Annotated in this window: 1 protein-coding gene; it reads right to left on the bottom strand. The window is 72.9% G+C overall.

All coding sequences use genetic code 11. The features are described 5' to 3' along the window. Positions 1–802 (bottom strand): dTMP kinase (tmk, locus tag D8M29_RS13115; protein ID WP_127446076.1); only part of this gene is annotated, 802 nt, incomplete at both ends.

The raw sequence follows: 802 nt of genomic DNA, 5'->3' as shown, positions 1-802 counted from the left end.
CTCGGCCTTGCGCGCGGCCTCTTCCTCCGCCTTGCGCCGGGCCTCCTCCTCGGCCGCCTTGCGGGCCTCCTCCTGGGCCTTGATCTCGGCCTCGGAGAGGGGCAGGAGCCGGTCGAGCCGGTGGCGGACGACCGTGGTGATCGCTTCCGCCTCCTGTCCGGCGTCCACCACCAGGTAGCGGGCCGGGTCGGCCGCGGCGAGGGGGAGGCAACCGGAACGGACGCGGTCGTGGAACTCGGCGGGCTCGGACTCCAGCCGGTCGGGCGCCTCGGTGAAGCGTTCCCGTGCCGTCTGCGGATCGACGTCCAGAAGCACCGTCAGATGCGGTACGAGCCCACTCGTCGCCCAGCGCGAGATCCTTGCGATCTCGGTCGGGGCGAGGTCCCGGCCTGCACCCTGGTAGGCGACGGACGAGTCGATGTAGCGGTCCGAGATGACGATCGCACCGCGCTCCAGCGCCGGCCGGACGACCGAGTCCACGTGCTCCGCCCGGTCGGCGGCGTACAGCAGCGCCTCCGCGCGGTTGGACAGGGCGGCGGACGAGACGTCCAGCAAGATCGAACGCAGGCGCGTGCCGATCGGGGTGGCCCCCGGCTCGCGCGTCACGACGACCTCGTGGCCCTTGGCACGGATCCATTCGGCGATCGCCTCGACCTGGGTGGACTTGCCGGCTCCGTCGCCACCCTCCAGGACGAGGAAGAAACCGTTCGCCGCGGGGGTGACCGCGGGGTCGCCGCCGCGCAGCGCCTCACGCAGGTCGCGGCGCAGCGGGACACCGGAACGGTCGTCGGTCTTCGCGAGG

The organism is Micrococcus sp. HSID17227 (assembly GCF_003989405.1).
In the GTDB taxonomy this organism is placed as follows: domain Bacteria; phylum Actinomycetota; class Actinomycetes; order Actinomycetales; family Micrococcaceae; genus Micrococcus; species Micrococcus luteus.
The sequence above is the reverse complement of the archived record's forward strand: the minus strand, read 5'-3'. Positions and strand labels throughout refer to the sequence as shown.